The organism is Marinobacterium halophilum, assembly GCF_003014615.1.
GTDB lineage: Bacteria > Pseudomonadota > Gammaproteobacteria > Pseudomonadales > Balneatricaceae > Marinobacterium > Marinobacterium halophilum.
This window is the reverse complement of the sequence record NZ_PYGI01000012.1, coordinates 21006-46544: the sequence shown is the minus strand read 5'-3', so window position 1 is coordinate 46544 and position 25539 is coordinate 21006. Positions and strand designations below refer to the sequence as shown.

The window sequence follows — 25539 nt, the reverse complement described above, 5'->3', positions numbered from 1 at the left end:
GCGCCTCGTGCATTATTGTTATTTGTTGAGGAACAGCTCGCGGCCGATCAGCATGCGGCGGATTTCCGAGGTGCCGGCACCGATTTCGTACAGCTTGGCATCGCGCAGCAAACGACCGGTGGGGAATTCGTTGATATAGCCGTTGCCACCGAGCAGCTGAATGGCGTCCAGTGCGATCTTGGTTGCCATCTCGGCGGAGTAGAGAATGACGCCCGCTGCGTCCTTGCGGCTGGCTTCGCCACGGTCAGCGGCCAGTGCGGCCATATAAACGTAGGAGCGGGACGCATTCATCTGGGTGTACATGTCGGCGACCTTGCCCTGTACCAATTCGAACTCGCCGATGGACTGGCCAAACTGTTTACGGTCGCGGATGTAGGGGACGACGATATCCATTGCCGCCTGCATGATGCCCAGCGGGCCACCAGCCAGAACCAGACGCTCATAGTCCAGGCCACTCATCAGCACTTTCACGCCGCCGTTGAGCTCACCCAGGATGTTTTCCTTGGGTACCTTGGCGTCCTGGAATACCAGTTCGCAGGTGTTGGAGCCGCGCATGCCCAGCTTGTCCAGCTTCTGTGCCTGGGTGAAACCCGCGGTATCACGCTCGACGATGAAGGCAGTGATGCCTTTGGGGCCGGCGCTGGTGTCGGTTTTGGCATAGATGACATATACATTGGCATCCGGGCCGTTGGTGATCCACATCTTGTTGCCGTTCAGCACATAGTGGTCACCAGCATCACGGGCGCTCAGCTTCATGGAAACGACATCAGACCCGGCGTTTGGCTCCGACATCGCCAACGCACCGATGTGTTCGCCACTGATCAGCTTGGGCAGGTACTTCTCGCGCTGGGCATCGGTGCCGTTGCGGTGAATCTGGTTAACGCACAGGTTGGAGTGCGCACCGTAGGAGAGGCCAACAGATGCGGACGCACGGCTGATCTCTTCCATGGCGATGACGTGGGCGAGATAACCCATTTCAACGCCGCCCCATTGCTCTTTGACGGTAATCCCCAGCAGGCCCATGTCGCCAAATTTGCGCCACAGATCTTCCGGGAACAGGTTGTCCCGGTCGATCGCTTCTGCCCGCGGGGCGATTTCCTGTGCTGCAAAGCTGTTGATCTGCTCACGCAGCATGTCAACGGTTTCACCCAGACCGAAATTCAGTTCAGAGTATGCAGAGATCATCGTGTCCACCTTTATTGTTATTGTGCCGAGTGCCGTGGGGGCTTATTCGACAGTCATTTTTGTCTGTTCAAGTTCATTCAGTGCTTCCAGACAGCGTGCTTCTGCGCTGTCGAGTTCAAGCTGCACCATGGCGATGTCTTTCAACTGCTGCTCCAGCTCGGCGCGTTTGCCATTGATGGTTTTCAACAGCAGGTTGAGCTGTTTTTCGCTGCCGCTCAGGGTTTCGTCCCACAGGTCGAACAGTTCTTTGGTCTCGGCCAATGAGAACCCCAGACGCTTGCCACGCAGGATCAGTTTCAGGCGCACACGATCCTTGCTGCTGTAAATGCGTGTCTGGCCGCGGCGCGATGGATGCAGCAAGCCTTGATCCTCATAGAAGCGGATGCTGCGGGTGGTTACATCGAACTCTGCCGCGAGTTCACTGATGGAGTATGTTCTGCTCATGGTGCGGGTGTAATCCTGTAAGGGTGTTGATGTCGAGGCTAAAGCAAGTTTACGTTAACGTAAAGTGCGGTTTGTGCTTTTTTTAGTCATTCGAAAAAAACAGTATTTATTTTAATGTATTGAAATTAAAGGAATTATAGTGGTTTTGAGGGTGTTTTTATGTATAGCATTAGACCAAAGTAGTAATTGTATTCCCCTAAGGTAAATTGCTAGTTTGCATCCATGCCTTACGTTAAGGTAACAATTCGACGCCAAGTGCGAAAAGCCAGCATAAAAACAACAAGAGGCTTGGTTTACACATGAGTGCAGACTATGTTCTTGAAACCCGTAATCTTATTAAAGAGTTTAAGGGTTTTACCGCGGTCGACGATGTCAATCTGCAAGTGACACGTGGCCATATACATGCTCTTATCGGTCCTAACGGGGCTGGCAAGACCACTGTATTCAATCTTTTGACCAAATTTCTGACCCCGACCTCGGGCCAGATCCTGTTCAATGACCGTGATATCACGGCGATGAAACCTGCTGCCATTGCCCGTGCCGGGGTCGTGCGTTCCTTCCAGATTTCGGCGGTTTTTCCGCACCTGTCGGTGCTGGAGAATGTCCGAATTGCTCTGCAGCGCAAAGAGGGCAACAGTTTCCATTTCTGGCGTTCACAGTCGGTGCTCAACAGTCTCAATGATCGGGCATTCGAGTTGCTTGAGTCTGTAGGCCTGGGTGCGTTTGCCGATGCACAGACGGTGGATCTGTCCTATGGCCGCAAGCGGGCACTGGAGATCGCTACCACACTGGCGCTGGAGCCTGATCTGATGCTGCTTGATGAGCCGACCCAGGGCATGGGACATGAAGATGTCGGCCTGGTGGCGGATCTTATCAAGAAAGTATCGGCGGGGCGCACCATATTGATGGTGGAGCATAATCTCCACGTCGTGTCCAAGTTGGCCGACCGGATCACGGTGCTGCAACGCGGAGCGATTCTGACCGAAGGCGATTATGCCACGGTATCTGCCGATCCTCGGGTGCGTGAAGCCTATATGGGCACGGCAGCCAGTGAAGAGCAGGACCGCGCCAATGCAGCGGCAGCTGAAGCCAAAGATGAAACCGTCAGTAAGGAGGGGGCTGAGGTATGAGTACGCATCGGGAAAAGCTGCGCATTGACGATCTACACGCCTTCTACGGCGAGTCGCATATTCTGCATGGCATCGACATGAGCGTGATGCAGGGTGAGCTGGTGACGTTGCTGGGTCGCAACGGTGCCGGACGCAGTACCACGCTGCGGGCAATCATGAATATGGTGGGTCGTCGTACGGGTTCGATCAATATCAACGGTACCGAAACCATCAACATGCCGGCGCACAAGATTGCGCATCTGGGTCTTGGGTACTGCCCGGAAGAGCGGGGTATTTTTTCCAGTCTGAATGTGGAAGAAAACCTGTTGTTGCCACCGGCGGTGCGTTCGGATGGCATGAGTGTCGAAGAGCTGTATGAAATATTTCCCAATCTCTACGAACGTCGCTACAGCCAGGGCACACGACTGTCCGGTGGTGAGCAGCAGATGCTGGCGCTGGCGCGCATCCTGCGTTCGGGGGCGAATATCCTGCTGCTGGACGAGATTACGGAAGGTCTGGCTCCGGTGATTGTGCAGAAATTGGGTGAAGTGCTGGTGATGCTCAAAGAGCGTGGCCTGACTATTTTGTTGGTGGAGCAGAACTTCCGTTTTGCTGCGCCCATTGCCGACCGCCATTATGTGATGGAGCACGGTCATATCGTCGAGGAAGTTCATGCTCATGAGCTTGAAGCCAAAACGGAGCTCCTGAATACCTATTTGGGCGTCTGACGCCCGTGTGTGAGATATAACAATAAAAATGCTCGACAGGAGAGTAACAATGAAAATGATGAAGAAAACCCTGCTGGCCGCCTCTGTTGCCGCACTTGCATCCTCTGCCGCCATGGCCAATGTATCCGACGGCAAGGTCAAGATCGGTGTTCTGGCTGATATGGGGGGCGTCTATGCCGATATCTGCGGTCAGGGGTGTGTCACCGCAACCCAAATGGCTGTCGAGGATTTTGGCGGCACCGTGCTTGGCATGCCGATTGAGGTCATCAGTGCAGATGATCAGCTCAAGCCGGACGTGGGCTCGGCCATTGTGCGCAAGTGGGTTGAAAACGAGGAAGTGGATGCCGTGGGTGGTCTGGTATCTTCCGCCGTTGTGGGTGCGGCCACCAAGGTAACCACGGATGCCAAGAAGATCGCTCTGATCTCCACGGCGGCATCCAACGCCTTTACCACCAAGTCATGTTCGCCTTACAACGTACACTGGACCTACAACGTGGCCGCGCTGGCCAACGGTACCGTGAAGCCGATGGTTGAAGCGGGCCAGAAAAAATGGTTCTTCATCACTGCGGATTATGCCTTTGGTCACGCCCTGGAAGGCGTGGCGTCCAAGGTAATCAATGACAACGGCGGTGAAGTGGTCGGGGTCGCGCGTGCGCCGCTGAGCACCACTGATTTCTCTTCCTACATCCTGCAGGCACAGTCTTCCGGTGCGGATGTTGTGGCTTTGGCCAATGCCGGTAACGATACCGTTAACGCGCTGAAGGCCGCTGCCGAGTTCGGTTTGACCCAGATGATGGATGTGGCGGGGCTGCTGGTATTTACCCCTAATGCTCAGGCCATGGACCCCAAAGTGGCCGGTGGCATGCGCACAACCACGGGCTTCTACTGGGACTATGATGACCAGACCCGCGAGTGGAGCAAGCGCTTCATGGAGCGTCACGGTTCTATCCCGGCGATGGGCCATGCCGGTGCCTATTCCATGACCATGCACTACCTGAAGGCGATTGAAGCCGCTGGTACCGATGATTCGGATGCTGTCATGAAGAAGATGAAGGAAATGAAGCCGGATGATTTCTTTGCCCGCAACGCAACGCTGCGTGCCGATGGTCGCATGGTGCATGACATGTACTACGTCGAGATCAAGAAGTCGGACGAGCGCCGTGATTCCAACGATATCTTCAAGGTGATCAGCGTGATCCCGGGTGATCAGGCGTACGCTCCTATGCTGCCTGAGTGCAACTTCAAATAACAATAAGAGTTGAACCGCTTTTGCTGGTCCTCCGCTGCCTTTCGGGCAGCGGAACGGACAGCTGCTGCCTAAAATGGGCTGAAAGCGGTGTGAACAGGACAAGGCTATGGCGACATTTCTCGGTATTAACCTGTTTGGTCTTTTCGGCCAGTTGCTGGTCGGGTTGATCAACGGATCGTTCTACGCATTGCTCAGTCTGGGCTTGGCGATCATTTTCGGGCTGTTGAAAATCATCAACTTTGCCCAGGGCGCGATGTACATGTTGGGGGCTTTTGCAGCCTGGCTGGCGTTGCAGTATCTGGGTCTCAATTATTGGGCGGCGCTGGTTGTCGTGCCCCTGGCGGTCGGATTGGTCGGGGTATTGATGGAGCGTTTTCTGATTCGTCCCATCGCCAATGAAGATCACCTTTACAGTCTGCTGCTGACATTCGGTGTCGCATTGATGTTGCAGGGTGTATTCACTCATATGTATGGCTCCTCAGGGCTGTCGTACAGTATTCCTGAAGCACTGAGTGGCGGTACCAAACTGCCGTTCATGTATCTGCCGGACTATCGTGCCTGGATCATCTGTGCCTCGGTGGTGGTGTGTGGCCTGACCTGGTGGATGATCGAAAAAACCAAACTGGGTGCCTATCTGCGCGCCGGTACCGAAAACCCGCAGCTGATGCAGGCGTTCGGTATCAACGTGCCGCTGATTGTGACCCTGACCTTCGGTTTTGGTGTCGGTCTGGCCGGACTTGCCGGTGTCATGGCGGCACCGATCTACTCGGTTTCTCCGGACATGGGCTCCAACCTGTTGATCGTCGTGTTTGCGATCGTCGTGATCGGCGGCATGGGCTCAATTGGTGGCGCTATCCTGACCGGTCTGGCCATGGGCGTGATCGAGGGGCTGACCAAGTATTTCTATCCGGAAGCCTCCAATACGGTGATCTTCCTGGTGATGGTAATCGTTCTGCTGCTGAAACCGGCAGGTCTGTTCGGCAAGGAAGCCTGAGGGGGATATGATGAAAATTAATAAGCTCTATGTAGCCCTTCTCCTGTTGGCGATTGTGGCACCGTTCTTTCTCTACCCGGTATTCCTGGCCAAGTTGCTCTGCTTTGCGCTCTTTGCCTGTGCATTCAACTTGATGTTGGGCTATGTCGGTCTGCTGTCCTTTGGCCATGCGGCGTTCCTGGGGACTGGCGGTTATGTTACGGGCTGGTTGATGATGAACTCCGGTTTGACGCCGGAACTGGCTATTTTGTTGGGTACCGTCGCGGCCGGTGCGTTGGGTGCCATTTACGGCAAACTGTCGGTCAAGCGTGAGGGTATCTACTTCGCCATGGTGACGCTGGCACTGTCGCAGCTGGTGTTCTTTGTCTACTTGCAGGCACCGTTTACGGGTGGCGAGGATGGTATGCAGGGCGTTTCCCGTGGCCACCTGTTCGGCGTGATCGACCTGGCCGACAACATCAACATGTATTACTTCGTGTTGGCGATCTTCCTGTTCGGCTTCTGGCTGATTCACCGCACTATCCACTCACCGTTTGGTCAGGTGTTGAAGGCGATCCGTGAAAATGAGCCGCGTGCAACTTCGCTGGGTTATAACGTCAATGACTACAAGTGGGTGGCGTTCACGCTGTCGGCAGCGCTGGCAGGGTTGGCCGGTTCTACCAAAACCCTGGTATTCCAGCTGGCGTCGCTGACCGATGTGCATTGGCACATGTCCGGTGAGGTGGTGTTGATGACGCTGGTAGGCGGTGTTGGCACCATTCTGGGGCCGGTCGTCGGTGCCGGTGTGATCGTGACCATGCAAAACTATCTGTCCGGGGGAGAGCTGGGCAACTACGTGCATATCATCATGGGCTTCATCTTCGTGCTCTGTGTACTCGCATTCCGCAGCGGTATTGTGGGTGAGTTCCAGAAGATGTGGAAACGCAACTTCGGCTAAGAGTTTATCGTCAAGCCATTCGCCTGTCGGAGATGCCCCCGGCGGGCGTTTTTTGTTTATGGGGGCTGAACTGCTTGGCCCGCGTTGCCGTATGGACTACGATTCGCGCACTGAGCATTTCAACGCATCCAACGGCTGACAAACTAAGGAGTCAACATGGCGTTTCGTGGGGTCAAGGATTTCAAACACAGTCAGCAGGGGCTGACCGGCGTGCTGGTCACTAACCTGGGGACACCGGATGCGCCCAACACGTCTGCCTTGCGTCGCTATCTCAAGGAGTTCCTCTGGGACCCGCGTGTCGTAGAAGTGCCACGCCCGATCTGGTGGTGCATTCTCAATGGTGTCATTCTGAATATTCGCCCACGGCGCTCGGCTGCAGCCTATCGTGAGGTCTGGACCGACGACGGTTCGCCGCTGCTGCTGCATACCCGTGATCAGGCGGAACAGCTGCGTGAGCGTCTCAAGGCTCAATTCGGTGATCAGGTGATGGTCGAGTTTGCCATGCGCTATGGCAATCCATCGATCAGCAGCGTGATTGAGCGCATGCAGCAGGCCGGTGTTCGTCGTTTGCTGGTGCTGCCGCTGTATCCGCAGTACTCAGGTGCAACTACTGCTTCGACGTTTGATGCTGTCGCCGAGGATTTCCGCAAGCGCCGCTGGTTGCCGGAGCTGCGCATGATCAACCATTATCACGATTTTCCGCCGTACATAGAGGCGTTGGCAGCCTCCATTGAGCGCCATTGGGAAGCCAACGGCAGGGCGGACAAATTGTTGATGTCCTATCATGGCGTGCCCAAACGCTACTTGCTCCAGGGTGATCCCTACTTCTGTGAATGTCACAAGACCAGTCGTCTGCTGGCCGAGCGGCTGGGTCTGGGGGAAGGGGAATGGATGACGACGTTCCAGTCTCGTTTTGGCCGCGAAGAATGGCTCAAGCCGTATACCGACCATACGTTAAAGGCGATGCCGGGTGAGGGCATCAAGTCAGTCCAGATCGTGTGCCCCGGTTTTTCATCGGACTGTCTGGAAACCATTGAAGAGATCGGTCAGGAAAACCGTGACTACTTCATGGAAGCCGGTGGTGAGCGTTACGAATATATCCCGGCGCTCAATGCGGAAGCTCAGCACATCGATGCATTGGAGCAGCTGGTACATCAGCATCTGCAGGGCTGGTCGTTTGCTGTGACGGAAGACCCTGAAAAGTGTCGAGAACTTGCGCAGGCTCAAGGCGCCATTGATTAACGGGCAGATGATCACTTCTGTTGCCCCGGCCGTAGGGTTATATTTAACCGGTTAACCCCCGGACAATGGAAGCAGGGGGTCAGGAGCCCCTGATGGATCTGGAACAGCTAGTAACCCAGCTACCCGATGCACTCTATGTCATCGACCCCGAAACGGCTGCAATTATTGATTGTAATCAGCTGGCCTATGCCTCTCTGGGGTTAACCCCCGGCCAGCTGCTGTCGATGAGCGTATTGGACCTGCAACAGGACGTCGGTGATCTGGCCCATTGGCGCAGCATTGCCGACACCATTCGCGAGCAACAACCCTATCTGTTTATTGGCCATCACCGGCGTGCGGACGGTTCACATTTTCCGGTGGAGGTCTGTACGCGTGTGCAATGGCACGAAGGCCGTGAACTTTTTGTCTCGATCGTGCGTGATATCAGTACTCGCATCGAGCAGGTGACCGCCTGTTGTGAGGAGTCCGCTGAACACTGGTTTGGTCTGCATGATACGGCGGACGGCTGCTGGAGTTGGCACCCGGGCAATAACGCGCTCTATTTCAGCCCCAACCTCAAGCGTCTGCTGGGCTATGGCCCTGACGAGATGGAACCTCGGCTGGAAACCTGGAAGGACAATATTCATACCGAGGATGCCCCGCTGGTACTAAGTGTTCTGGACGAGCATCTGCGCGGTACCCGTCATCTGTTTGAAGCCGAATACCGGCTGCGCAACCGTAACGGTCACTATGTGTGGATTCGAGACCGGGGCCAGGTGCGTGAGCGTGATACCGAAGGCAATCCGCTGCGTGTTGTCGGGTTGGTCCACAATATCACCGACTTGAAACTGCAGGAGCTGGACCTGCAACGCAAGGCCGATTTCGATACCTTGACCGGCCTGTTCAATCGCCGCCGCGGAGAAGTGCTGGCGGAGCAGATGCTATCGCTGATGCAGCGCCAGCAGCGTCCGCTGGGGTTTGCTCTGCTCGATATCGATGATTTCAAACGCATCAATGATCTGCATGGACATTTGGCCGGTGATGCGGTGCTTAAACGGGTGGCGCAGTATATTGCAGAGTTTGTCCGCAGGTCGGATCTGGTGTTCCGTTGGGGTGGTGAAGAATTTGTGCTGCTCTGTCCCGATACCTCGACGTCGGGAATGGAAATTCTGATGCATAAACTGCGGACCGGTATTGAATATCTGCGCTTCGACGATGAACTCAGGGGGTTGAAGGTGACAGCCAGTATTGGCGTGTCTCATTACCCGGATGATGCGTCAGAGCTGGTCAACCTGATGGCGCGTGCCGACTCGGCCCTCTATGCCGCCAAGCACAAGGGCAAGAATCAGGTGATTTTTTTCCATGATGACGTTGATTCAGCCAGTGTAGGATGAGCGGCCAAGCCGAATGGCGCGGTATTGGCTGGGTGAGATCCCCATGATTTTGCGAAACATGCGCGAGAAGTAATAGGCATCTTCATACCCAACCGCCCAGGCGATCTCCTTGATCCCCTTGTTGGTCACATCCAGCAGATGGCAGGCACGTTCGATCTTCAGCTGGATGAAATGGTTGATCGGCGTGGTGCCCGTGAGTGCTTTGTACTTCTTGATGAAATGATACTTCGACAGGCTGACCGTATTGGCCAGTGTTTCCACATCCAGCTGTTCATGCAGCCGTGCCTGCATCAGGCTGTGAATCTTTTCCAAATCCAGCGTATCTTCCTGCTGCCGTCTGGCCAGAGGTCTTAATAGCGCAATATGTGTCATTAACTGACGCAATTGATTGGCGCTGTGTAAATAGGCAGCGAGATGATGACGGGCCTGTCGCGTGTCCAGTAATGCTTCGAAGTCGGCTACCAGTCGCGAATGGATACCAAGGCTCAGCAGCGGCGATGACGGTTCCAGATCCAGTTGGTCGATGAAGTCCTGACAATGTGAACCATCAAAGTGTATCCAGTAGATGCTCCACGGATCTTTCTGGTCAGTCCAGTAGTGATGGGGCGTGCCACGCGGCAGTACCAGTACATCACCAGCCCTGATAATACGGCGCTTTTGTTTCGGGCCGAAGGCGACGCGGCCACTTCCCTCCAGGCAATAAATCAACAAAAAATCATCATGCTGTTCACGGCGCATCGCATGACCACGAGCCAGCTGGTAGTAACCGATACCCAGTGGGTACAGTTGCGCGCTGAGCGGATGTTCGGCCAGTTGTGACACCATTTTGCGGGGCAGTACGAAGCGGGTGCTTTCCGGTGGCAGCGGCCAGCTGGAGGGTGTGCTCATGGGTGCGCTTAGACCTTGGTTGTAGAGGCTTTAGTGAAAACCCTTAGAGGGCAGCAATATAGTCCATCATGTGAGCAACATTATCAATCCTGACCCCGGCGTGGCTGTGTTACAAAATAGCCATGCAGATGACGTTAACGTAAACGGATGGCGTTAGCGGCTGAAATTGATAACAACAAAAATGAATAGTGAAGGTGAAGCAATGACTCAGCATGTACCCCTCCTGATCGGTGGCGAATTTGTTCAGAGCGAGACCAGTCAGTGGTTGCCGGTGACCAATCCGGCGACACAGGCTGTACTGGCGCAGGTGCCGTGCGCGACACCGGAAGAGGTTGAGCGTGCTGTAGACGCCGCCAAGGTCGCCTTCGAATCCTGGAAAGAAACCCCGGTGGGTGAGCGTGCCCGCCTGATGCTGCGCTACCAGGCGCTGCTGAAAGAACATCACGACGAGCTGGCCGAGTTGCTGGCGCAGGAAACCGGCAAAACCTTTGACGATGCCAAGGGCGATGTATGGCGCGGCATCGAAGTGGTTGAACACGCATGCAACATTGCATCACTGAGCATGGGCGAAACCGTCGAAAACGTGGCCCGCAAGATCGATTGCTACAGCATTACCCAGCCGCTGGGCGTCTGTGTCGGCATCACCCCGTTCAACTTCCCGGCGATGATCCCGTTGTGGATGTTCCCGATGGCGATCGCCTGCGGTAACACCTTCGTGCTGAAACCGTCGGAGCAGGACCCGCTGACGCCGATGCGTCTGGCTGAGCTGTTCGAAGAAGCGGGTGCGCCGGCCGGTTTGCTGCAAGTGGTCCATGGCACCAAGGACGTGGTCAATCAGCTGCTCACCCACAAGGACACCCCGGCGATCTCGTTCGTGGGTTCCGTAGCCGTCGGCGAACATATCTACCGTACCGGCACCGATCACATGAAGCGTGTGCAGGCGTTTGCCGGTGCCAAGAACCACATGGTGGTGATGCCGGATGCGTCCAAGAACCAGGTGGTCAACAGCATCGCCGGGGCATCTGTCGGTGCGGGTGGCCAGCGTTGTATGGCGATCTCGGTCGCGGTGTTTGTTGGCCAGGCCCGAGAGTGGATTCCTGAAGTGCGTGATGCGTTGGCCAAGGTGCGCCCGGGTGTCTGGAATGATCCCGAGGCCGGTTACGGTCCGCTGATCAATCCGCAGGCTCGTGAGCGGGTGCTGGATTTCATTCGTCAGGGCAAGGACGCAGGCGCTGACTGTGTACTCGATGGCAGCGACTGCGTGGTAGAAGGGTATCCCGATGGCAACTGGGTCGGCCCGACCATGTTCCGCAATGTGACCCGCGACATGTCAATCTACCAGGAAGAGATCTTTGGTCCGGTTCTGATCGCGCTGGAAGTCGATACGATTGAAGAGGCGATCGCGCTGATCAACGAAAACCCATACGGTAATGGTACGTCCATCTTTACCTCGTCCGGTGCGGCCGCACGCAAGTACCAGCATGAAATCAAGGTGGGCCAGGTCGGCATCAACGTACCGGTGCCGGTACCGCTGCCGATGTTCTCCTTTACCGGCTGGCGCAAATCGTTCTACGGTGATCAGCATGCCTATGGCAAGCAGGCGGTGAAGTTCTACACCGAAACCAAGACCGTTACGGCACGCTGGTTTGAAGACGATATTGTCACCGGTCCGAACATGACCATCCAGTTGAGCTGACACGCTGTTGCCATCACCAGGCCATGGCGGTGACTGCCGCCATGGCCATAACCATAAACAGAGTGTGTTCGGGGGAATGGAATGGATTTTGAACTGAATGAAGACCAGACCGCCTTTGCCGACATGGCGCGGGCGTTCGCGCAGAATGAGCTGGAACCCCATGCCGCCGAGTGGGATCAGGACGCGATTTTCCCGATCGACGTGCTGCAAAAAGCGGGTGAGCTGGGGTTCTGTTCTTTGTATACACCCGAAACAGTCGGTGGTCTTGGGCTGAGTCGTCTGGATGCCAGCATCATCTTTGAACAGCTGGCGATGGGCTGCACGTCTACCACGGCCTATATCACCATTCACAACATGGTGAGCTGGATGGTGGCGAGCTTTGGCAGCCCTGCTGTTATTGAGCAATGGGGCGAAGGGTTGGCCACTGGGCAGATGCTGGGATCGTACTGTCTGACCGAACCCAACGCGGGCTCTGATGCGGCATCGCTGAAAACCAGCGCTCGCCTTGAAGGTGATCACTACGTCATCAACGGCAGCAAGATCTTTATTTCCGGCGCAGGCAGCACTGATGTCCTGGTGGTGATGGCGCGGACCGGTGGCGAAGGCGCGGCCGGTATCTCGGCGTTTGCCGTTGATGCCAAGAGTGATGGTATCAGCTACGGGCGCAAGGAAGACAAAATGGGCTGGAATTGCCAGCCGACGCGCATGATCACTTTTGAAGATGTACGTGTACCGGCCGCCAATCTGCTCAGCAGCGAAGGTGACGGCTTCAAAATTGCAATGAAAGGGCTGGATGGCGGGCGCATCAACATTGCCACCTGTTCGGTCGGGACGGCACAGCAGGCACTGAACAAGGCCCGCGAATACATGCTGGAGCGCAAGCAGTTCGGCAAGCGGTTGGCTGATTTTCAGGCGCTGCAATTCCGTCTGGCCGACATGCAGACCGAACTGGTCGCGGCGCGGCAGATGGTACGTCTGGCGGCGAGTAAGCTCGATAACGGCCATGCGGATGCCACCACTTACTGCGCCATGGCAAAACGTTTTGCCACGGATGTGTGCTACAACATTTGTGACGAGGCCCTTCAAATCTACGGTGGCAATGGCTACATCAAGGAATATCCGCTGGAGCGCTACCTGCGTGATACCCGTGTACACCGCATTTTGGAAGGCACCAATGAAGTCATGCGCTTGATCATCTCCCGCCGTGTACTGGCGGAAAGTGCCGCTGAACTATAAGCCGACTTATCAAGGAGAGCAGGGGAATGTCTGAAACGATTCGAGTGGAAAAACGTGGCCATGTCGCGTTGCTGACCATGAACAACCCGCCAGCCAATACCTGGACGGCCGATAGCCTGCAGGCACTGGTGCGCATTGTTGGCGAGCTGAATGCAGATCGTGACATCTGGAGCCTGGTATTGACCGGCGAAGGTGAAAAATTCTTCTCCGCCGGTGCTGATCTAAACCTGTTTGCCGATGGCGACCGCAGCGTGGCCCGTGACATGGCGCGGCTGTTTGGTGAGGCCTTTGAAGTATTGAGTCGCTTCCGCGGTGTCTCCATCGCTGCCGTGAACGGCTTTGCCATGGGCGGTGGTCTGGAAGTGGCGCTGGCCTGTGATATTCGCGTTGCCGAAGCGCAGGCGCAGATGGCACTGCCGGAGGCCAAGGTTGGCCTGCTGCCGTGTGCCGGTGGCACTCAGAATCTGACCTGGCTGGTGGGTGAAGGCTGGGCCAAGAAAATGATCCTGTGCGGTGAGCGCCTCAAGGCGGACAAGGCACTGGAGATCGGGCTGGTCGAGGAAGTTGTTGAGCAGGGACAGGCACTTGAACGTGCGCTGCAACTGGCCGAACAGGTCGGTGAACAGAGCCCTTCTGCTGTTGCGGCCTGTAAGACACTGATTCAGTCCGGTCGCAGTCGCCCGCTTGATCAGGGCTATATCCTGGAGCGTGAGCTGTTCGTGGACCTGTTCCATACGGAAGATCAGCGCGAAGGCGTTAATGCCTTCCTCAACAAGCGCAAAGCTGAATGGAAAAACCGCTAAGCATCAGGGGATTGAACATGAGCTGTGTACTGTTTACCGAACACGCGACAAAGGATGGTCAGATCATCGGTGAAATCTGCCTGAATGCGGAGAAGTCACTGAACGCACTGACACTGGAAATGATCGACCTGATTCAGCCGCAGCTGGATCAATGGCGTGATGATGCCAATGTGGTGGCAGTGCTGCTCGACAGTGCGGGTGACAAGGCATTCTGTGCCGGGGGCGATATCGTTAATCTGTACAAATCGATGGTTGCCAATGACACCGATTTTCCCGAGCAGTTTTTCACCCGCGAATACCGTCTTGATTATGCCCTGCATACGTACCCGAAACCGGTGATCTGCTGGGGCGGCGGCATCGTGATGGGCGGCGGCATGGGGCTGATGAATGGCTGTAGCCATCGTGTAGTTACTGAAACCTCCCATCTGGCAATGCCTGAAGTGACCATCGGTCTGTACCCGGATGTGGGTGGCAGCTGGTTTCTGAACCGCATGCCCGGTGGCAGTGGCCTGTTTTTGGGTCTGACCGGTAACCCGATCAATGCGGCTGATGCACTGTTTCTGGGCCTGGCCGATCGTGCGCTGACCAATAATGTGCGTGATGGCATGCTGGAACGACTGCAGGCCGAGTGCTGGGATGATGATGCGGGTGGTGTCGTCAGTCGTGTACTCAGGGAGCTGGAAGACGAGTGCAGTGCCACTTTCGAGGCGATGCCGGCTCCGATTCGTGCCCATGATGCGTTGATCCGTGAAGTGACGGATCACGACTCTGTTGAAGAAATTGTTGAGGCATTGCTGGCTGTTGAGTCGGATGACAAATGGATCAAGCGGGCACAGAAGGCGATCAGCCATGGCAGTCCGCTGTCGTTGAAAATGATCCATGAGCAGCTCTACCGCTGCCGCCATCTGTCATTGAAAGAGGTGTTCCAGCATGAACTGGTCCTGTCTGTTCAGTGCTGCCGTCACCGTGAATTGCAGGAAGGGGTACGTGCGCTGCTGATCGACAAGGATGGCAGTCCAAAGTGGACATTCAACTCGATCGAAGAAGTGGATCCGCAGTTTCTGGCAGGCATGTTTGTATCGCCCTGGGAGCATGATCCGCTGGCGATCTCTGATTGAAGTACAGGCCTGCGGGCCGGTATTGAACGCACATCAAGAATAAAAACAAGGAATATGATCATGGCTACAATCGCATTCATCGGTCTGGGCAATATGGGGGGGCCGATGGCCGTCAATCTGGCGAAAGCGGGTCACACCGTTAACGCATTCGACCTGTCCGAGCAGGCACTGAAACAAGCCGCTGAGCATGGTTGTCAGATTGCCGACAGCGCACAGGCTGCCGTTTCCGGTGCCGATGTTGTTATCTCCATGTTGCCGGCAAGCAAACATGTCGAAAGCCTGTATGTCAGCGGCGATCAACCGCTGTTTGATCGGGTGAATAAAACCGCACTGGTAATCGACTGCTCCACCATTGATGCGGAAACCGCTCGTCGGGTGGCGGCTGCCGGTGCCGAAAAGGGTGTCGGGTTTATCGATGCGCCAGTGTCGGGCGGTGTAGGTGGTGCTCAGGCAGGTACCTTGACCTTCATCGTAGGTGGTAGCGCAGCTCAGTTCCAGCAGGCGCAGCCGATTCTGGAAGCGATGGGCAAAAATATCTTCCATGCCGGTGACCACGGTGCCGGGCAGGTGGCCAAGGTCTGCAACAACATGCTGCTGGGCATTCTGATGGCGGGTACTTGTGAAGCCTTGAATATGGGTGTCAAAAACGGTCTGGACCCGAAAGTGCTGTCCGACATCATGAAGCAGAGTTCAGGCAACAACTGGGCACTGCAGGTCTATAACCCGGTACCGGGAGTGATGGAGGGGGTGCCGGCCTCGCGTGATTATCAAGGCGGCTTCCAGGTTGACCTGATGTTCAAGGATCTGGGACTGGCGATGGAAGTGAGCCAGCAGAGTGCATCGGCTACGCCGATGGGTTCGGCGGCACGGGCACTGTTCAATTTGCACAAGTCTGCCGGCAATGGCGGTCTGGATTTTTCCAGTCTGATCAAGCTGTACCAGGACGCTGAATAACGCGGCAAAGATGCGGTTTTCGCGTGGTGCTGCGGGCACCGCGCGCACATAACAAGAATAAGACGAGGTGGGGCATGGATTACAACGAACAATACCGGGCATCCATAGAAGACCCGGTGGCGTACTGGGCCGAGCAGTCGAAGAATATCGCCTGGTACACGCAACCCCAGAACATTCTGACTACCACCGACTGGGGTACCCATAGCTGGTACGCCGATGGTGAGCTGAACACCTGTTATCTGGCGGTCGATCATCAGGTCGAGCAGGGGCGTGGCGATCAGGTTGCCCTCTATTACGACTCCCCGGTCACCGACACCAAGGAAGCGATTACTTTCAATGAGTTGAAGGACCGCGTCAGCCGCTTTGCCGGAGCTTTGCGCAAGCTGGGTGTCGACAAGGGCGATACCGTGGTGATCTACATGCCGATGATCCCCGAAGCCGCGGTAGCGATGTTGGCGTGCGCGCGCCTGGGGGCAGTGCATTCGGTTGTCTTCGGTGGTTTTGCACCGCATGAGCTGGCGGTGCGCATCGACGATGCCAAGCCCAAGGTGATCCTGACTGCGTCCTGCGGTGTTGAATTCGACAAGCAAATTGCCTACAAGCCGCTGGTCGACAAGGCTGTCGAGCTGGCCAGTCATTGTCCGGCATACACGCTGGTCTGCCAGCGGCCCATGCTGCGGGCCGCGATGGACCCGGCGCGGGATTTGGACTGGTATGAAGCCCAGGAAGGCGTGGAACCGGCCGAATGCGTGCCGGTCAAGGGTAGCGATCCGCTGTATATTCTTTACACCTCCGGTACCACCGGCCAGCCCAAGGGTATCGTGCGTGACAACGGCGGCTATGCGGTGGCGCTGCGCTATGCACTGAATAACGTCTACGGTATGCAAGCGGGTGATGTGTGGTGGGGCGCGTCCGATATCGGCTGGGTGGTAGGCCACTCCTTTATCGTATACGGTCCGCTGATGGGCGGCTGTAGTGCCATTTTCTATGAAGGCAAACCGATTCGCACCCCGGATGCCGGGGCGTTCTGGCGCATCATCGAAGAATACAAGGTCAATGCCATGTTCTGTGCCCCGACCGCCTTCCGTGCCGTGCGCAAGGAAGATGCAGAGGGCGCACTGGCGCAGCAATATGACCTCAGCAGTCTGCGCCGATTGTTTGTGGCGGGCGAAAAACTGGACTCTTCCACCTACCATTGGCTGCATGATCTGCTCAAAGTGCCGGTCGTGGACCACTGGTGGCAGACCGAAACCGGCTGGCCGGTGACTGCACCGATGATGGGGTGGGACAACCCGTCTGAGCCGCGCCTGGGTTCCACCAACAAGCCGATTCCCGGCTATAACATTCAGGTGCTGGATGGTGACGGTGATCCGGTCGCGCCGATGGAGGCCGGTAACATCTGTATCAAGCTGCCGTTGCCACCGGGTGTTGCCTGGAGTATCTGGAACAACAACGAGCGTTTTGTTAGTGCCTATTTGACTGCGTTTCCGGGGTATTACCACACCGGTGACGGCGGCTATAAGGATGAAGACGGCTATGTCTACATCACCGGCCGTACCGATGACGTGATCAATGTATCGGGGCATCGCCTGTCCACTGGTGAGATGGAGGAGGTGGTCTCGGCGCACGAAGCGATTGCCGAGTGTGCCGTTATCGGGATGACCGACTCGTTGAAAGGCCAGGTGCCAGTGGGACTGGTGGTGCTGAAAGCCGGTGTCGAAATGGATGAGGCCGAGCTGGAGCAAGAGCTGGTGGCCATGGTACGTGAGCAGGTGGGGGCGCTGGCCTGCTTCCGCCGCGCCGTGGTTGTGGAGCGTTTGCCGAAGACGCGCTCAGGCAAAATTCTGCGGGCGATTCTGCGCAAGATTGCCGCGCAGGAAGAGTACAAAATGCCTACCACTATTGATGACGAAAGCATCCTGCCTGAAATCGAAGAAAAGATTAAAGCGGTCGGCGTCGCCTGAGCATTAGGGGGAGTCTGCTCCCCCGTTTCCCGTTGAGTTATCTCCTTGCAAGCGAATAGATTGTACCGGCAGGCTGGCCCTTGCCGCCTGCCAAAGGCACAATACGTCATGAGCAGAGCAATTCCGATCTGCGTTCAGGCGAGGAGGGCATACCATGAGCCAGAGCACACCCCATCCCAAATTTACCGAAGCGATGCGCAAACTGTCGGCGATGAGTGAAGAGGAGCGTTTGTCTGAAGCGAACAAGGAGTTGTTCGAGCAGGCAATGAACTATGCCCCCCTGGATATTCAGCCTGCTTTAATGGCGATTCGTAAAAAATACGATGAGCCATTGCACTGATATCCATTACCTTCGGAGACACTGGCCGGATGAAATCTCATTCGGCCACCCCCTGACCCATGCCGAATTCCACAGTTTCTTCATCGTCCGTCAGCCTCTCTCCCGTTCTTGTCGGCCCAATCCTGCGCCGCATCACTGCGGATGAGTTCACCCTCTGGTGTCTGATCACCGAGCCACTGCAGTTTTCACTGCTGTTGCAGACCGCGCAGGATATCTGTCTTGACCGACCGTTGACGGCTGATGAGTGCTGGTCGTTGCAGGTGGGGGAGCAGGCCTGGATCTGCCTGATCCATCTGCAACCGGCCACGCCGTTGCCGACCGGTGTCCGCATCGATTATGACCTGCGCCTGCAGGCGGCAGGCAGTGAATCCTGGCAATCGATCAGCGAGTGGGGCGCGGAGCTGCTGTATCCGGGTGAAACACTGCCGGGTTTCGTGATTCAGCCCCAGCTAAAATCGATCCTGCATGGCTCCTGCCGCAAGCCGCACCACGAATCCAAAGACGGCTTGGCGCGGGCGGATGAATGGGTTGAGCAGCACCTCGATCAGGCGGAGGAGTGGCCGGCGGTGCTGATGCTCAGCGGTGACCAGCTCTATGCCGATGATGTTGCCGGGCCGATGCTGCGGGCAGCGCATCGGCTTAGTGACCGGCTGGGGTTGTGGGATGAAACCCTGCATGGCGGATGTATAGCCAATGGTCCGGAGCTGCGCCAAAGTCCACATTGTTACTACGAGCGTGAGCAGCTGTTGCCCAAGGATGCCCTCAGTCAAAGTGTGCAGGAGCGTGTCTTTGCGGGTGTACGCAAACCGATCTTTACCAGTGACTCTGCGCATAACCACCTGATCACCTTTGCCGAGGTGATTGCCAGTTACTGTCTGGTCTGGTCGCCCCTGTCCTGGCAAGGGCTGGACTTGGCACCGCCGCCGTTGGCGACCCGCTACAGTGCACTGTACGCAAAAGAAACCGATGCCATTCTTGGCTTCAGGGCGCAGTTGGGCCAGGTGCGCCGGGTAATGGCGCATTTGCCGACCTACATGATTTTTGACGACCATGACGTGACCGACGATTGGAACCTGTCGGCAGCCTGGGAGATGTCGGCCTATGGCCATCCGTTCTCGCGCCAGATTATCGGCAACGCCCTGATCGGCTATTTCCTGTGTCAGGGCAGTGGCAATGACCCACGTAAGTTGCGCAAACACCTTGGCGAGTATGTTGAACGCTGGCTTGAGAGCCGTCAGGAAGCGGATCACCATACCCTGATTGCCGAGCTGTTTGCCTTTCAACGCTGGGATTATCTGATTCCGGTTGATCCCGGTGTGCTGGTGCTGGATACCCGTACCCGGCGCTGGCGTGCCGAACGCAATCTCAACAGCCCTTCCGGGTTGATGGATTGGGAAGCCTTGACTGAGCTGCAACAACAGTTACTGGACCGCAAGGCGGTGATTATAGTGTCATCGGCCCCGATCTTCGGCGTCAAACTGATTGAAACGATACAGAAAGCCTTTGCCGCCTGCGGTCAGTCGTTGATGGTGGATGCCGAAAACTGGATGTCGCACCCCGGTGCCGCCAATGTGATGCTCAATATCTTCCGTCATACGCGCACGCCTGAGCACTTCGTGATTCTGTCGGGTGATGTGCACTATTCCTTTGTATATGACATTGAAATCCGCTTCCGCAAGGGTGGCCCGAAGATCTGGCAGATCACCAGCAGCGGTTTGAAAAACGAATTTCCACGCCGGTTGCTGAAGGTCTTCGACCGGCTCAACCGCTGGCTTTATGCACCGTCTTCACCGCTGAACTGGTTTACCCGTCGCCGCCTGATGCGCGTTTCACCGCGCAGGCCAGAAGGTGCTGATGAAGGGTGTCGGCTGGTCAATAATGCCGGTATCGGGCTGGTGCGTTTTACTGCAGAAGGTGAGCCGGAAGAGGTCTGGCAGTTGGGAGCCGATGGCCGCGATATCCGCTTTGATCTTAGTGATGAAGAGGAGCATTGGGGCTAATCGCGGGCTGGCGTATAATCCGCGCCTGCTATTCCCCTATTGATTGAGCTGCGGAGACACCGTTGTCATGAAGCTTTACTGGTACCGTCTGCAGGAGCGGTTGGAGCACTTGCGTGCCAACAAGCTGTTTGAGACTTTCGTTATCGGCGTCATTATCGCCTCGGCACTGTTGATCGGTGCCAAAACCTATGAAGAGTCGTCACGTTTTGATCAGGTACTGGTTTGGCTTGATCGAGCAGTCACGTTGTTTTTTCTGTTCGAAATTCTGGTGCGCATGGCCGCCGAGAAGCGACTGCTGAACTTCTTCCGCAGTGGCTGGAATATTTTTGATTTTATTATCGTGGTTGCCAGCCTGGTGCCCATCAACGACTCGGAAATGGTACTGGTGGCCCGCTTGTTGCGCGTCTTCCGTGTACTGCGACTGGTATCCATGGTTCCCGAGCTGCGCATGTTGCTGGCGGCACTGGTTAAATCGATCCCGCGTATGGGTTACGTGGCGCTGCTGATGTTCATCATCTTCTACATCTATGCCGCCATCGGCAGCTTCATGTTCAACGACATTGATCCGGTGTTGTGGGGCAATATTACCATCGCCATGCTGACCCTGTTCCGCGTTGCCACCTTTGAAGACTGGACCGACGTGATGTACGCAACCATGGACACCTACCCCTACAGCTGGGTGTTCTACCTCACCTTCATCTTCCTGACCGCCTTCGTGTTCCTTAACATGATGATCGGCATCGTGCTCGACGTGATGCAGAAGGAAAGCGCCGCCCAGCAGCTTGAGTCAGGGCAGGGTGAAGTCGCTGAGGTGCACTGGATGCGTGAGCAAATGGTGATGATGGCAGAGCAGCTGAATCGGATTGAGTCGAAGCTGGAACCAGAGAAGGATCGGGTGGAGTGAGCAGCAACGGCCCGGCGCGACGCTACCAACAGGCGTTAGCCGCTGGCTATGTTGTCGACCCTGCGCAGCAGCGTGCGGTCGACCTGTTGCAGGTGTGCCACGAACGGCTTCTGCAAACCCCTCAAGCTGTTTCCGGTCTCTACCTATGGGGCCGGGTCGGGCGCGGCAAGACCTGGTTGATGGATCTTTTTCACACGGGATTGATATTGCCAGCGCGGCGGCAGCATTTTCACCACTTCATGCGGGATGTGCATCGACGTCTGTTCCGGCTCAACGGCACCGCCGATCCACTATCAGCGCTTGCATGCGAGCTGGCGGCGGAGGTGCGTGTGCTCTGCCTGGATGAGTTCTTCGTCAATGATATTGGCGATGCGATGATTCTGGGCGGTCTGGTACAGCGCCTGTTTACACAGGGTGTCGTGCTGGTGACTACCTCCAACCAGCCACCGGCACAGCTTTATGCCGAGGGCTTCAACCGTGAGCGTTTTTTGCCAGCGGTTGCGGCGCTTGAGCGCCATTTGCATGTTGTTGCGCTGGATGGCGAGCAGGATCATCGACTGCACCCGGGTGAAATACAACAGCGTTACTGGCTGCAGCAAGAGGGCGCTGAGCCCTTGGCAGAAGTCTTTGCCCATCAGACCGAGGGATCGCAAGATGGCGCGCCGCTGATGTTGAACGGTCGTCATATCGATGCCCTGCGATATGACGAAGTCCAGGTATGGTGTACCTACGACCAGCTATGTGAAGCGCCGCTGGCGGCGAACGATTACATCGCCCTGTGCGATCGTTTTCGCCATGTATTGCTCAGTGGCGTACCTAAGCTCAGCGGTGAGCGTCACGATGCTCGCATAGCACGAGGCACCGAAGATGCCGCCGTGCGGGTTGAAGCGGGTGATCGCCAGCTACCCAGGCTATCGACCAGAGATAACAGTGTGCGCCGTTTCATTGCGCTGGTGGATGAATGCTATGACCGGGGGGTGCCCCTCTGGATTGAAGCCGACGTACCGCTGGAGCAGCTATACCCCGAAGGTTACCTCGGGTTTGCATTCCGGCGTACCCTCAGCCGACTGCGCGAAATGCAACTCAAGCGGTTTGGGCAGTAACCTTGGCTGATCTTGGACCAAAAGCTAAGCCTCTACTCGTTAGGTCACGTGTACACTCAATCAGTAGTATTCGCTGGCCAGGATTGAACGCATGACCCGAATATTCTCTTCCCAACTTCACGACACCATAAGGGATGCACGTGTCATGAACCTATAGAAATACACCACATCATTATTTTCTACGGGTTGAAGCGAATACAGTTGGCCGCGAGGTGATATGAGAAATATTTTTAAAAATGACCTCTATGTGAGAGTCAGTAAAAATAAGTTTGAAGCGCAAAATGCTACAACCCAGGGTGAGTGGTTGAGTGCAATAGCGGAAGAAGATTTTACGACTACAAGGCTTTTGATTGGTAACTTTTCATCAGCCGAGCAGACGCTGAAGAAGCTGATTAAAGAAATTATGCCTAAGGGTTTGATCAAAAAGAGCCCCGGAATAGTGATTCACCCGACTATGATGGTGGAGGGTGGGCTTAGCCAGGTCGAAGAGCGGATTTTCATTGAGCTGTGTTTAGGTGCGGGTGCGCACAAGGCTATTATCCATTTGGGGAATGATCTTACGTGTGAAGAGGTCATCCAAAAGGCCAATAGCAGGTAGCATGTGACGGTTCAGATCCGTCAATATGACAAGTTGTGGCATTACCTGTCCACGCCTTGGCTAGTGGCTATATTCTCTTGAGCTTCAAACACTAAAAGGATTCCTGCATGAATGTCGACAAAGCTAAAAAACGGATCGCGAAGCAGGTTAAAAAGGGTTTCAAAGGCTATCCCCAGATTTCATTGGCGTACTTCGGCAAAACCGCTGACTGTGCCACTGAGGTGGTAGTCACGTTCACGGCCGAAGAGGGTGCCGAGCCGCAGGAGCAAAGGTTTTCCAGCGAGAACGACGTGCGTAACGATGAGAGCATTCAATCTGTGCTGTTGAAGATTATCGAACGAGCGGATGCCAATTCGGTAGTTGAAGTGGATGGTGTTTCACTTATTAAGTAAGGGTGCGGAGTCAATATCGATGTTGCGGTTGCTGGGAAATATCATCTGGTTTGTGTTCGGGGGTGTGGTTATGGGGCTTGCCTGGTGGATGTTCGGTGTTTTGGCGCTGATCACCATCGTTGGCATTCCCTGGGCGCGTTCCTGCTTTGTAATCGGTACGTTTTCGTTCTTTCCGTTTGGCAAAGAACCGGTGAATCGTCGGGATCTGACCGGTGAGGACGATATTGGTACGGGAGCGTTGGGGCTGATCGGCAATATTATCTGGTTCATATTTGCTGGTGTTTGGCTGGCGATAGGCCATTTGCTGTCGGCGGTCGCCTGTTTTATTACCATCATCGGTATACCCTTTGGTCTTCAGCATCTCAAATTGGCCATGATTGCGTTGGCTCCGGTCGGGCAAACGGTGGTCGATATTGATCGGCAGCGGTGGGTGGAGTAAACCTTGCGGCGGTTATGAACATTCCAATTACTCATGCATTAAAAAAGCGCGACAGGTTGTCGCGCTTGCTGTCCATTCTGTTTACCAATAGCCCAGCAGTTTCCACCACAGGCCGCCAACAATTACCCAGATACTGAGGTTGGCAAGGCTCATGATAAACCCTGCGCGCCACCATTCTCCCAAGGTCACGTAGTTAGAGCCGAATATCACCGGCGAAGTGCCGGTGGCGTAGTGGGTCAGGGTCATCATGATGGATGAGGCCGCCGCCATCATTAGCACAAAGGGCATGGCCGGTGCGCCCATGGCCAGTCCCACACTCAGAAACGCGGCCATCATGGCGGTGATATGGGCTGTGGTGCTGGCAAAGAAATAATGTGAGTACAAGAACACGACCACCAGTAAGGCGCTGGCCCCTGCCCATCCGACACCTGTCTGCGCGATCAGGCCTTGAATGCTGGCGGAAAACCAGGCAATGACACCCAGGCTATTGAGCTGAGAAGCCATCATCACCAATGCGCCAAACCAGACCAGTGTATCCCAGGCACTTTTCTCGCTGAGTATATCTTGCCAGGTCAAAACTCCGGTGAGCAGTAGAATTGACAGGCCGATAAAGGCACTGGTGGTGGCATTCAATTGGTAGGCATCACCCAGCAGCCAGACGGGCACATCTGCCCAAAGCAGCAGCAGTACGGTAAATACCCCCAGCATTATTTTTTCACCTCGGGTAACGTGGCCGAGTTCCGCAAGACGTTGGCGGGCAAAGCCGGTGGCGTCTTCGGTCTGTTTGATTTCCGGTGGAAAAAACAGGTAGAGCACCAGAGGCATCAACGCGATGGCCACCAAACCGGGCAGCAACATGGCCAGCGCCCAAGTCGTCCAGCTCAGATTGATTTCGGCACCGGTCGCTTCGGCGATCAGCTTCACGGTCAATGGATTCGGGGCGGTAGCGGTGATGAACATGGCGGAGGTGATCGGGTTGGAATGGTAGTTCACCAGTGCCAGATATTTGCCGATTTTGCCGGTGCTGTTGTGTTCGGGCGTAGAATCAAAGCTGCGGGCAATAGACTGCATGATCGGGTGGATGATGCCGCCACCGCGTGCTGTGTTGCTGGGGGTGACGGGTGCAATCGTCAGCTCTGATAGTGCCAGCGCATAGCCGATGCCCAGGGTGCGTTTACCAAACAGGGCGATAAAGTGATAGCCAATACGCGCACCCAGGCCGGTTTTGATCAAGCCTCTGGAGATCATGATGGCGATGGCGATCAGCCAGATCAGTGGGCTGGTGAAACTGCCCAGTGCGTTTTTGATCGATGTGCCGGGGTTGTCACTGGTGACGCCTGAGGCTGCGACCATGGCGATGGCAAAAATGGAAATGGCACCAATGGGCATTGCTTTACCGATGATGGCGGCGATGGTGCCGATAAACATGGCCAGCATAAGCCAGCCCTGATCGGAAACGGTGTCGGGTTGAGGTAGTAGCCAGACGGTTATGCCAATAGCGACAGCGATCAGTGCCGGAATCGGGCGCAGATCCGAGCGCCCAGAAGGAGAGGAGGGCATGGTATTGCTCCATTTGTACAATTGACAGCGAAGTATTGGTTCAAAGTCGCAATAAGTCCAATGCTCATCGAGAAAAAAACGAGTTATGTCAATAGGTTGCAAAGTAAATGCAATAACCGGATGCAGGTGTTCACGCGGCTGATGTACGCCATAGCTGGCTGGGTTCTGCAGGGTAGGTGTGTACAGTTGGGAGAAAGTACACGACGTCCAGCTCATGGACTGGCTGGACGTCGTTGTTAAATATCATTAAATAATGAACAGTAAGCGACGTAATTTAGGTGTG

Annotated in this window: 24 protein-coding genes; 20 read left to right on the top strand and 4 right to left on the bottom strand. The window is 55.7% G+C overall.

From position 1 onward, the window contains the following. Window positions 1-18 precede the first annotated feature (18 nt). A complete protein-coding gene (locus tag CLV44_RS09590) occupies window positions 19-1185 on the bottom strand; it encodes an isovaleryl-CoA dehydrogenase (RefSeq protein WP_106591901.1) in 1167 nt (388 codons plus the stop codon). Between the two features lie 42 nt (window positions 1186-1227). After that, window positions 1228-1629: a MerR family transcriptional regulator gene (locus CLV44_RS09585; RefSeq protein ID WP_106591900.1), complete on the bottom strand. Its 402-nt coding sequence runs from the start codon at window positions 1627-1629 to the stop codon at window positions 1228-1230. A 299-nt stretch (window positions 1630-1928) separates the two neighbouring features. Between CLV44_RS09585 and CLV44_RS09580 the strand changes: the two genes are divergently transcribed. The 7 genes from CLV44_RS09580 to CLV44_RS09550 all read left to right on the top strand — a co-directional run bounded on the left by CLV44_RS09580 (window position 1929) and on the right by CLV44_RS09550 (window position 9261). Beyond that, window positions 1929-2759 carry an ABC transporter ATP-binding protein gene (locus CLV44_RS09580; RefSeq protein WP_106591899.1) on the top strand — a complete coding sequence of 277 codons (831 nt, stop codon included), beginning with the start codon at window positions 1929-1931 and terminating at the stop codon, window positions 2757-2759. After that, window positions 2756-3466, top strand: coding sequence for an ABC transporter ATP-binding protein (locus CLV44_RS09575; RefSeq protein WP_106591898.1), 711 nt, complete (start codon window positions 2756-2758; stop codon window positions 3464-3466). The genes CLV44_RS09580 and CLV44_RS09575 overlap by 4 nt, the downstream gene beginning before the upstream one ends. A gap of 49 nt (window positions 3467-3515) precedes the next feature. After that, a complete protein-coding gene (locus tag CLV44_RS09570) occupies window positions 3516-4715 on the top strand; it encodes an ABC transporter substrate-binding protein (RefSeq protein WP_106591897.1) in 1200 nt (399 codons plus the stop codon). 106 nt (window positions 4716-4821) lie between these two features. Further along, window positions 4822-5709, top strand: a complete 888-nt coding sequence (locus CLV44_RS09565) for a branched-chain amino acid ABC transporter permease (protein WP_106591896.1) — start codon at window positions 4822-4824, stop codon at window positions 5707-5709. A 10-nt stretch (window positions 5710-5719) separates the two neighbouring features. Continuing rightward, entirely contained in the window at window positions 5720-6646 is a 927-nt protein-coding gene (locus CLV44_RS09560; RefSeq protein WP_106591960.1) for a branched-chain amino acid ABC transporter permease, read from the top strand. Between the two features lie 156 nt (window positions 6647-6802). Further along, window positions 6803-7888, top strand: coding sequence for a ferrochelatase (gene hemH / locus CLV44_RS09555; protein ID WP_106591895.1), 1086 nt, complete (start codon window positions 6803-6805; stop codon window positions 7886-7888). Window positions 7889-7980: 92 nt separating this feature from the next. Then, complete coding sequence (locus CLV44_RS09550; protein ID WP_106591894.1) at window positions 7981-9261, top strand: sensor domain-containing diguanylate cyclase; 1281 nt, start codon at window positions 7981-7983, stop codon at window positions 9259-9261. Here the strand turns inward: CLV44_RS09550 and CLV44_RS09545 are convergent. Beyond that, window positions 9244-10149, bottom strand: coding sequence for an AraC family transcriptional regulator (locus CLV44_RS09545; protein ID WP_106591893.1), 906 nt, complete (start codon window positions 10147-10149; stop codon window positions 9244-9246). The genes CLV44_RS09550 and CLV44_RS09545 overlap by 18 nt on opposite strands. Before the next feature lie 202 nt (window positions 10150-10351). Between CLV44_RS09545 and CLV44_RS09540 the strand changes: the two genes are divergently transcribed. From CLV44_RS09540 to CLV44_RS09480, 13 genes are all read left to right on the top strand, one after another. Then, complete coding sequence (locus CLV44_RS09540) at window positions 10352-11845, top strand: CoA-acylating methylmalonate-semialdehyde dehydrogenase (RefSeq protein ID WP_106591959.1); 1494 nt, start codon at window positions 10352-10354, stop codon at window positions 11843-11845. A gap of 81 nt (window positions 11846-11926) precedes the next feature. Beyond that, window positions 11927-13081, top strand: coding sequence for an acyl-CoA dehydrogenase family protein (locus CLV44_RS09535; RefSeq protein WP_106591892.1), 1155 nt, complete (start codon window positions 11927-11929; stop codon window positions 13079-13081). A 26-nt stretch (window positions 13082-13107) separates the two neighbouring features. Then, a complete protein-coding gene (locus CLV44_RS09530) occupies window positions 13108-13884 on the top strand; it encodes an enoyl-CoA hydratase (RefSeq protein WP_106591891.1) in 777 nt (258 codons plus the stop codon). Between the two features lie 17 nt (window positions 13885-13901). Next, window positions 13902-15002: an enoyl-CoA hydratase/isomerase family protein gene (locus CLV44_RS09525; RefSeq protein ID WP_106591890.1), complete on the top strand. Its 1101-nt coding sequence runs from the start codon at window positions 13902-13904 to the stop codon at window positions 15000-15002. 39 nt (window positions 15003-15041) lie between these two features. Continuing rightward, complete coding sequence (gene mmsB / locus CLV44_RS09520) at window positions 15042-15956, top strand: 3-hydroxyisobutyrate dehydrogenase (protein ID WP_281257819.1); 915 nt, start codon at window positions 15042-15044, stop codon at window positions 15954-15956. A gap of 74 nt (window positions 15957-16030) precedes the next feature. Continuing rightward, entirely contained in the window at window positions 16031-17920 is a 1890-nt protein-coding gene (locus CLV44_RS09515) for a propionyl-CoA synthetase (RefSeq protein ID WP_106591888.1), read from the top strand. Between the two features lie 154 nt (window positions 17921-18074). Further along, on the top strand, window positions 18075-18260 hold the full coding sequence (locus tag CLV44_RS09510) for a hypothetical protein (protein ID WP_106591887.1): 186 nt from the start codon (window positions 18075-18077) through the stop codon (window positions 18258-18260). A gap of 59 nt (window positions 18261-18319) precedes the next feature. Further along, on the top strand, window positions 18320-20260 hold the full coding sequence (locus CLV44_RS09505; protein ID WP_106591886.1) for an alkaline phosphatase D family protein: 1941 nt from the start codon (window positions 18320-18322) through the stop codon (window positions 20258-20260). A 67-nt stretch (window positions 20261-20327) separates the two neighbouring features. Then, window positions 20328-21164 (top strand): ion transporter, encoded by an 837-nt coding sequence (locus tag CLV44_RS09500; RefSeq protein WP_106591885.1) that lies wholly within the window; start codon window positions 20328-20330, stop codon window positions 21162-21164. Next, window positions 21161-22267, top strand: coding sequence for a cell division protein ZapE (gene zapE / locus CLV44_RS09495; protein ID WP_106591884.1), 1107 nt, complete (start codon window positions 21161-21163; stop codon window positions 22265-22267). The genes CLV44_RS09500 and zapE overlap by 4 nt, the downstream gene beginning before the upstream one ends. Window positions 22268-22484: 217 nt before the next feature. After that, on the top strand, window positions 22485-22865 hold the full coding sequence (locus tag CLV44_RS09490; protein WP_211298114.1) for a hypothetical protein: 381 nt from the start codon (window positions 22485-22487) through the stop codon (window positions 22863-22865). Between the two features lie 107 nt (window positions 22866-22972). Continuing rightward, the gene (locus tag CLV44_RS09485) at window positions 22973-23257 is read left to right on the top strand and encodes a hypothetical protein (RefSeq protein ID WP_106591883.1); all 285 of its coding nucleotides are present in this window, start codon (window positions 22973-22975) and stop codon (window positions 23255-23257) included. A 19-nt stretch (window positions 23258-23276) separates the two neighbouring features. Then, entirely contained in the window at window positions 23277-23696 is a 420-nt protein-coding gene (locus tag CLV44_RS09480) for a YccF domain-containing protein (protein ID WP_245912652.1), read from the top strand. An 81-nt stretch (window positions 23697-23777) separates the two neighbouring features. Here CLV44_RS09480 and CLV44_RS09475 read toward each other — a convergent pair whose 3' ends face one another. Next, on the bottom strand, window positions 23778-25256 hold the full coding sequence (locus CLV44_RS09475) for an anion permease (RefSeq protein WP_106591882.1): 1479 nt from the start codon (window positions 25254-25256) through the stop codon (window positions 23778-23780). Window positions 25257-25539 lie beyond the last annotated feature (283 nt).